The organism is Bradyrhizobium genosp. SA-3, assembly GCF_004212635.1.
GTDB lineage: Bacteria > Pseudomonadota > Alphaproteobacteria > Rhizobiales > Xanthobacteraceae > Bradyrhizobium.
Window position 1 is genome coordinate 1 of record NZ_PSRT01000246.1, and the last position, 6,182, is coordinate 6,182.

Annotated in this window: 5 protein-coding genes and 2 pseudogenes; 4 read left to right on the forward strand and 3 right to left on the reverse strand. The window is 66.5% G+C overall.

Annotated elements, in window-relative coordinates:
- Nucleotides 1-436, forward strand: a pseudogene (locus tag CWO91_RS41065) (TetR/AcrR family transcriptional regulator); the annotation flags it as partial.
- Nucleotides 437-583: 147 nt separating this feature from the next.
- Here CWO91_RS41065 and pyk read toward each other — a convergent pair.
- Both pyk and CWO91_RS41075 read right to left on the reverse strand, forming a co-directional pair.
- Nucleotides 584-2,020 (reverse strand): pyruvate kinase, encoded by a 1,437-nt coding sequence (gene pyk / locus CWO91_RS41070; protein ID WP_091888192.1) that lies wholly within the window; start codon nucleotides 2,018-2,020, stop codon nucleotides 584-586.
- Nucleotides 2,017-2,610 (reverse strand): DUF1036 domain-containing protein, encoded by a 594-nt coding sequence (locus CWO91_RS41075; protein ID WP_130221007.1) that lies wholly within the window; start codon nucleotides 2,608-2,610, stop codon nucleotides 2,017-2,019. Before CWO91_RS41075 ends, pyk begins: the two co-directional genes overlap by 4 nt.
- A gap of 168 nt (nucleotides 2,611-2,778) precedes the next feature.
- Between CWO91_RS41075 and CWO91_RS41080 the strand changes: the two genes are divergently transcribed.
- The 3 genes from CWO91_RS41080 to CWO91_RS41090 all read left to right on the forward strand — a co-directional run bounded on the left by CWO91_RS41080 (nucleotide 2,779) and on the right by CWO91_RS41090 (nucleotide 5,401).
- Nucleotides 2,779-3,084 (forward strand): DUF1244 domain-containing protein, encoded by a 306-nt coding sequence (locus CWO91_RS41080; RefSeq protein ID WP_130221008.1) that lies wholly within the window; start codon nucleotides 2,779-2,781, stop codon nucleotides 3,082-3,084.
- A gap of 194 nt (nucleotides 3,085-3,278) precedes the next feature.
- Complete coding sequence (locus CWO91_RS41085; RefSeq protein WP_018641571.1) at nucleotides 3,279-3,551, forward strand: DUF2312 domain-containing protein; 273 nt, start codon at nucleotides 3,279-3,281, stop codon at nucleotides 3,549-3,551.
- A gap of 86 nt (nucleotides 3,552-3,637) precedes the next feature.
- On the forward strand, nucleotides 3,638-5,401 hold the full coding sequence (locus CWO91_RS41090) for an adenylate/guanylate cyclase domain-containing protein (RefSeq protein ID WP_130221009.1): 1,764 nt from the start codon (nucleotides 3,638-3,640) through the stop codon (nucleotides 5,399-5,401).
- A gap of 54 nt (nucleotides 5,402-5,455) precedes the next feature.
- Here CWO91_RS41090 and CWO91_RS41095 read toward each other — a convergent pair.
- A pseudogene (locus tag CWO91_RS41095) lies at nucleotides 5,456-6,182 on the reverse strand (DUF882 domain-containing protein); the annotation flags it as partial.

The following is a 6,182-nucleotide window of genomic DNA, read 5'->3' on the forward strand; positions in this document are numbered from 1 at the left end:
CGACGCCGCGCCGGGGCCGTCCTCGGCGCTGGCGGCCGCGGTCACCACCGTGGCGGTCCATACGCTGTCGCAGCGCAGGCTGGCCTGGGGCATCCTGGCCGAGCCCGTCGATGTCGATGTCAGCGCCTCGCGTCTTGCCAGCCGGCGCGAGATCGCGGGCGAGATCGCGTCCCGGATCGATGCCGCCGTGCGCGCCGGCCATCTGCCGGCCCAGGATACCGCGCTCGCCGCCACCGCGCTGCTCGGCGCGCTGCATGAGGCCCTGGTCGGGCCGCTCGCGCCCGACAATCTCGAAGATCCCGTCAAGATGCGCGACGCGGTGCAGACCGTGACGCTGCTGGCGCTGCGCGCCGTCGGCGTCATGGACGCCCGCGCCAGGGGGCTGGTGGTGCAGCAGACGCTGCTACCAACCACGAAGGCGCTGGTGGGGGCGTAAAATCGGGCACCCGATCGAGGTGGCGGCCTGATTGCGCTCAGGTCGTTGGTCGCACAGGGTTTTTCGAAAAACCGCAGCACAGGGGCCGAATGCGCCTTCTACTGTGCATGGGGTTGTTTTCGCAGTTTTTGTTTGAGCGGCCGGAAATCAGATATGGGCGTCGCCCTCGGGGCCGACCGAGGCGATGCGCACCATATTGGTGGTGCCGGGGATGCCGAGCGGAACGCCGGCGACGATGATGACGCGCTGGCCGGCCCGGACGAAGCCGTCCCGGAACGCGATCTGGCCGGCGCGGCCGACCATGTCGTCCTGGTCGCGCGCATCCTCGGCCACAACGCAATGCACGCCCCAGACGACGGCGAGGCGGCGGCCGGCCGAGATGTTCGGCGTGATCGCCACGATCGGCGGCTTCGGCCGCTCACGCGCGACCCGCACGGCGGTCGAGCCCGAGCTGGTCCAGCAGATCAAGGCGGGCAGGTCGAGCGTCTCGGCGATCTGGCGCGCGGCGTCGGCGATGGCATCGCCCGCGGTGGATTCCGGCGCAGGGCGCTGCGCCATGATCACCGAGCGATAGGTCGGGTCGCGCTCGACCTCCTCGCCGATGCGGTTCATGGTCGAGACCGCCTCGACCGGGAATTTGCCAGCCGCCGATTCCGCCGACAGCATGATGGCGTCGGCGCCCTCATAGACGGCGGTGGCGACGTCGGAGACTTCGGCGCGGGTCGGCACCGGCGACTGGATCATCGATTCCAGCATCTGGGTCGCGATCACCACCGGCTTGCCGGCGCGGCGCGCCATCCGCGTCATCTGCTTCTGCAGGCTCGGCACCCGCTCCAGCGGCAGCTCGACGCCGAGATCACCGCGCGCCACCATCAGCGCATCGGAGGCCTCGATGATGTCGGCGAGGCGGTCGATCGCCTGCGGCTTCTCGATCTTGGCCATGACGGCGGCGCGGCCGCGGATCATCTTCTTGGCTTCGAGCACGTCGTCGGCGCGCTGCACGAAGGACAGCGCGATCCAGTCGACGCCGGTGACGAGCGCCGCCTCGAGGTCGGCGCGGTCCTTCGGCGTCATGGCCGAGACCGGCAGGTCGGTGTCGGGCAGGCTGACGCCCTTGCGATCGCTCATCTTGCCGCCGACCACGACACGCGTCACCGCGTGCTCCTTCGAGGTCTCCTCCGCGATCAGCCGCACCTTGCCGTCGTCGAGCAGCAACGCGTGGCCGGGCCGGAGTGCGGCCAGGATCTCCGGATGTGGCAGGTGGACGCGCGTGGCATCGCCCGGCGCCTTGTCGGAATCGAGGGTGAAGGTCTGGCCGTTCTGGAGCTGGACCGCGCCGTCAGTGAAGGCGCCGAGCCTGAGCTTCGGGCCCTGCAGGTCGACCAGAATGCCGATCGGCCGGCCATAGCTGCTTTCAACATTACGGATCGTCGCCACCAGCTCCCGCATCTTGTCGTGCGGGGTGTGGCTCATGTTGATGCGGAACAGGTCGGCGCCAGCCTCGAACAGGCGGCGGATCATCGCGAGATCTGAAGAGGCGGGTCCCAGGGTCGCGAGAATCTTGATACGGCGAAGGCGCCTCATGGCTTACTTCCAGACGGGGGCGGGGCAGCGCCTGGCGGGAGGCCAGGCGCGGGGGGCGTACCACCGGGCGGGCTATTGGGCAAACCCGGAACCCCGCCCGGGCCAACCGGGCCGGGCAGGCCGGGCACGCGCTGCTGCGCCGGCTGTTCGTTGGCGTCGGTGAGCTGGACCGTCCAGGCCCGCTGCTCGCCGGTATCGACCTCGAAATAGCCGGTGCGGTCATAGCCGCGCGCCAAGCAATCCTCGGTGCCGCGGATGGTGAACTCCTTGTCGCGCGAGCACATGAAGGCCTGCCCAGACCATTCACCGCCACGGTCGTAGTCGATGGCGTAGATGTAATAGTAACGGGCGACCAACGTTCCCCGCAGCAGCGTCTCGCAGGAGCGGGACGAGATGTTCCACCAGCCCTCGGTGGTCCAGCCCTCGGCGTCCTTGTAGCCCAGCGCAATCCCGACCCGGCTCGACGTGTTGTTGCAAAGGCGGAAATCGGCGGACGCCGGGCTGGTCCAGAGGCACAGCAGCGCGACCGCCAGCACCGGGACCAACCGGGCGAGCATGCGAAGGGGGGAGCGGGGAGATTCGGCGATCATAGTCGCGAAAAGCTATATCAGATCATTGACGATTTGGCGTAGGGCCGGGAACTGCCCCAAGGCAGGGGTTTCGGCCCGTTTGCGCCGTGATATGGCAAAATCTGTGACAGGACCCACCTGATCCCGTAAGGGTGACCGCCACCGAGGCAGGCCTTAAGGAATCCAGCTATGGCAATCGACGACAAAACCAGAACGGAGCTCGAGGCGGCCGCTTTCCGGCGCCTGGTCGATCATTTGAGGATGCGGACGGACGTCCAGAATATCGACCTGATGAATCTGGCCGGCTTCTGCCGCAACTGCCTTTCCAACTGGCTCAAGGACGCCGCCGACGCCCAAGGCGTCGCCTTAAGCAAGGACGAGAGCCGTGAAGCCGTCTACGGCATGCCCTACGAGACCTGGAAGTCGAAATACCAGGGTTCGGCCACGCCCGAGCAGCTCGAGGCGATGAAGAAGGTCCATCCCCACGGGCACTGAACGGCCGCCTGCGGCCTGCTGAGTCGCGCCACACAACAGCTTTCTTCAAGCAGCCGCAGGAAGGTGTGGGCGCGCTGTGGACGAGCGCGATGCTGCCTTGAACGCGGAGGGCGCCAACCCTAAGGGTCTACCCAGCACGCGCGGTGAGGATGCCGGCGTCACCTCGTTTTGCCAGTTCCATTGGGAGTACCAAGATGGCCACCTCCGCCGCCGTCCGCGACGACGAGCCCGCGACGAAATTTGCCAAGGACCAGCTCAAATCCATCATCGAGCGCATCGAGCGGCTGGAGGAAGAGAAGAAGGCGATCTCCGACGACATCCGCGACGTCTACGCGGAGAGCAAGGGCAACGGCTACGACGTCAAGGCGCTGCGCACCATCGTGCGCCTGCGCAAGCAGGACCCCAACGAGCGCGCCGAGGCCGAGACCATTCTCGAGACCTACATGCAGGCGCTGGGAATGCTCTGAGGCGTCTTGCCCGGTAGGCGTTGCAGCGCACCAAGCTTGGGCGAAGTCCCTTCATCTGCTAGAGTGCTCGGTGAAGGGACCGAGCGATGGATGTGCCGGGACCAGAGCGCAGGCTTGCCGCGGTCCTCGCCGCCGACATGGTCGGCTTTAGCCGGCTCATGGAAGTCGACGAGGCGGGTACCCTTGCGCGCCTCAAGACCCACCGGGTCGAACTCATTGATCCGGCCATTGCCAAAAATCGCGGCATCATCATCAAGACGACGGGCGACGGCATGCTCGCCGAATTCCACAGCGTCGTCGATGCCGTGCTGTGTGCCGCCGAGGTTCAGCGCCGCATGGCGCGGCGCAATGCCGACGTCCCGCCGCCGCGATGGATACAATTCCGCATCGGCATCAATCTCGGCGATGTCATCGTCGATCAAGACGACATTTTCGGTGACGGGGTCAACGTCGCGGCGCGACTGGAGACGCTCGCCGAGCCTGGAGGGATCTGCGTTTCAGGCGCGGTGCGCGATCAGGTTGGCGACCGGCTCGACGGACTTCAATTCGACGATCTCGGCGAGCAGAGCGTCAAGAACATCACGCGCCCGATCCGCGTCTTCCGCATTCGGCTGGCGGAGGGGCCTGCAAGCCTGCCCGACGCGACCAAGGCTGTTGCGTCACCGGTTGTCTCAAAGAAGCCGTCCATCGCCGTGCTGCCGTTCGCCAACATGAGCGGCGATCCGGAACAGGAGTTCTTCGCCGACGGTCTCACGGAAGACATCATCACCGAGCTCTCGCGCTTCCACGACTTGCTCGTCATCTCCCGAAACTCAACCTTCGTCTACAAGGGCAAGGCCGTAAAGGTCCAGGACATCGGCCGTGAGTTCGGCGTCGACTATGTCATCGAGGGCAGCGTGCGGAAGGCCGGGGGGCGCGTCCGCGTCACCGTGCAGCTGATCGACGCGGAAACCGACCGCCATATCTGGGCCGAACGTTACGATCGCGAGCTCGAGGATATTTTCGCCATCCAGGACGAGATGACCCGCGCAATCGTCGCGACGTTGCCTGGTCGCGTGGAAGCGGCAGCGCATGACCGCACCAAGCGGAAGCCGACCGAGAACATGCGGGCCTACGAATGCGTGCTGGCTGCAAAGCTCCTGCATCACCGTTCAACACGCGAGGACAACGCGCAGGCGCAGACCCTGCTCAATCGGGCGCTGACAATGGATCCGAATTACGCCCACGCTCACGCCTGGAAGGCGTGTGTGCTCGGCCAGTGCTGGATCTATGGCTGGTGCGCTGACCGCGACGCGACCTTCGAGCAGGTGGCTTCTGAACTCGAGATCGCATTGGCGCTCGACGACAACGATGCGGACGTGCACCGGATCCTCGCCGCGCTCAATCTGACGCGCCACGACTATGAAAAGGCCACCTATCATCAGGAGCGTGCGCTGGCCCTCAACCCGAACTACGATCTGATCGTCGTGCAGCAGGGAGAGCTCCTGACCTGGCTGGGCTTGCCTGAGGAGGGCATCGACTGGATCAGGAAAGCGATGCGTCTCAACCCTCATCATCCCGAGCGATTTTGGAGCCATCTCGGTCGCGCGTATTATTGCGCGGAGAAATACGCCGAGGCCGCCGAGGCGTTTTCAAGGATCACGCGGCCCGACTATACCCATCACGCGTTCCTTGCGGCGATATTCGCGCAGATGAACAACGCCGTGGCGGCTGGCGCTCACGCCGCGGAGGTCCTGAAGCGCGAACCCGGGTTCTCAGTGGCAACCTATCTTGCAACCCTGCACTACAAGCGCGAGATCGATCGCGAGCGTCACGAATCCGGCCTCGTCAGGGCCGGCCTGCCCGCATGATCGATGCGCGCGAGGAAGAACGGGGCAGGGGAGAGCTTTGCCGGGCCGCGGCTCTCAGCGCAGCGCGGCGGTACGCATGACGAAGGATGTCGTCTGGAGCTTTGCGGTCGCGCTGCCCGAGAAGCTGTCGCAGGACAGGCCCTGCATCGGGTCCTCGACAAAACCCATCGCGATCACAGCCTGCGGCTTGACGAAAAAGCGGCGCAGCGCCGCCGTATCGAGCTCGCCCATCAGCGTCACCGACATCGCACGGCTGGCGCTCGGTGACAGCATCACGATTTTGAGCCAGATGCTGTCGCCTTTGGCCGCGGAGAGCCGGGTCGCGGTGGCGATCCTGCCGTCGATGCTCTTGCCGACCACCGTGTTGATCTCCGTCGCCTGAGCGAGGCTGCGCGTCGCGGAAGCGGGACGGGCGGAGCGCGGGATCGGCGCGGAGGCGGCGACGACGTTGGCGCGATCGACCGGCGAGGCGGATGCCGGCGCAAAGGCCAGCGCCTGATAGGCCACGCTGGAGACGCTCGCGGTGGCTTGCGGATCGGTGGCGGCGGCGAGCGCCTGGCGCGCCTTCAACGCGGCGACCTGCGCCGGCGTCGCCTGCTGTGGCGCAGCCGGGATATCATCCCAGAAGCCGCGGGCATTGATGATGTCGGCCGGTGTCTCGGGCTTGCCGGCGGCCGGCTTGTCAGCCACGGGCGCGGGCTTCGGCTTGGGCGGCGCCACGATCTGCGCATCGGCCGAGGCGAGCTGGAGCGTTGCGGCCACTTGCGGCTTGGCGCGCGGC

Coding starts and splice junctions, on each gene's coding strand:
- CWO91_RS41085 (WP_018641571.1), top strand. CDS start 3,279: ATGGCCACCTCCGCCGCCGTCCGCGACGACGAGCCCGCGACGAAATTT.
- CWO91_RS41080 (WP_130221008.1), top strand. CDS start 2,779: ATGGCAATCGACGACAAAACCAGAACGGAGCTCGAGGCGGCCGCTTTC.
- CWO91_RS41090 (WP_130221009.1), top strand. CDS start 3,638: ATGGATGTGCCGGGACCAGAGCGCAGGCTTGCCGCGGTCCTCGCCGCC.
- pyk (WP_091888192.1), bottom strand. CDS start 2,020: ATGAGGCGCCTTCGCCGTATCAAGATTCTCGCGACCCTGGGACCCGCC.
- CWO91_RS41075 (WP_130221007.1), bottom strand. CDS start 2,610: ATGATCGCCGAATCTCCCCGCTCCCCCCTTCGCATGCTCGCCCGGTTG.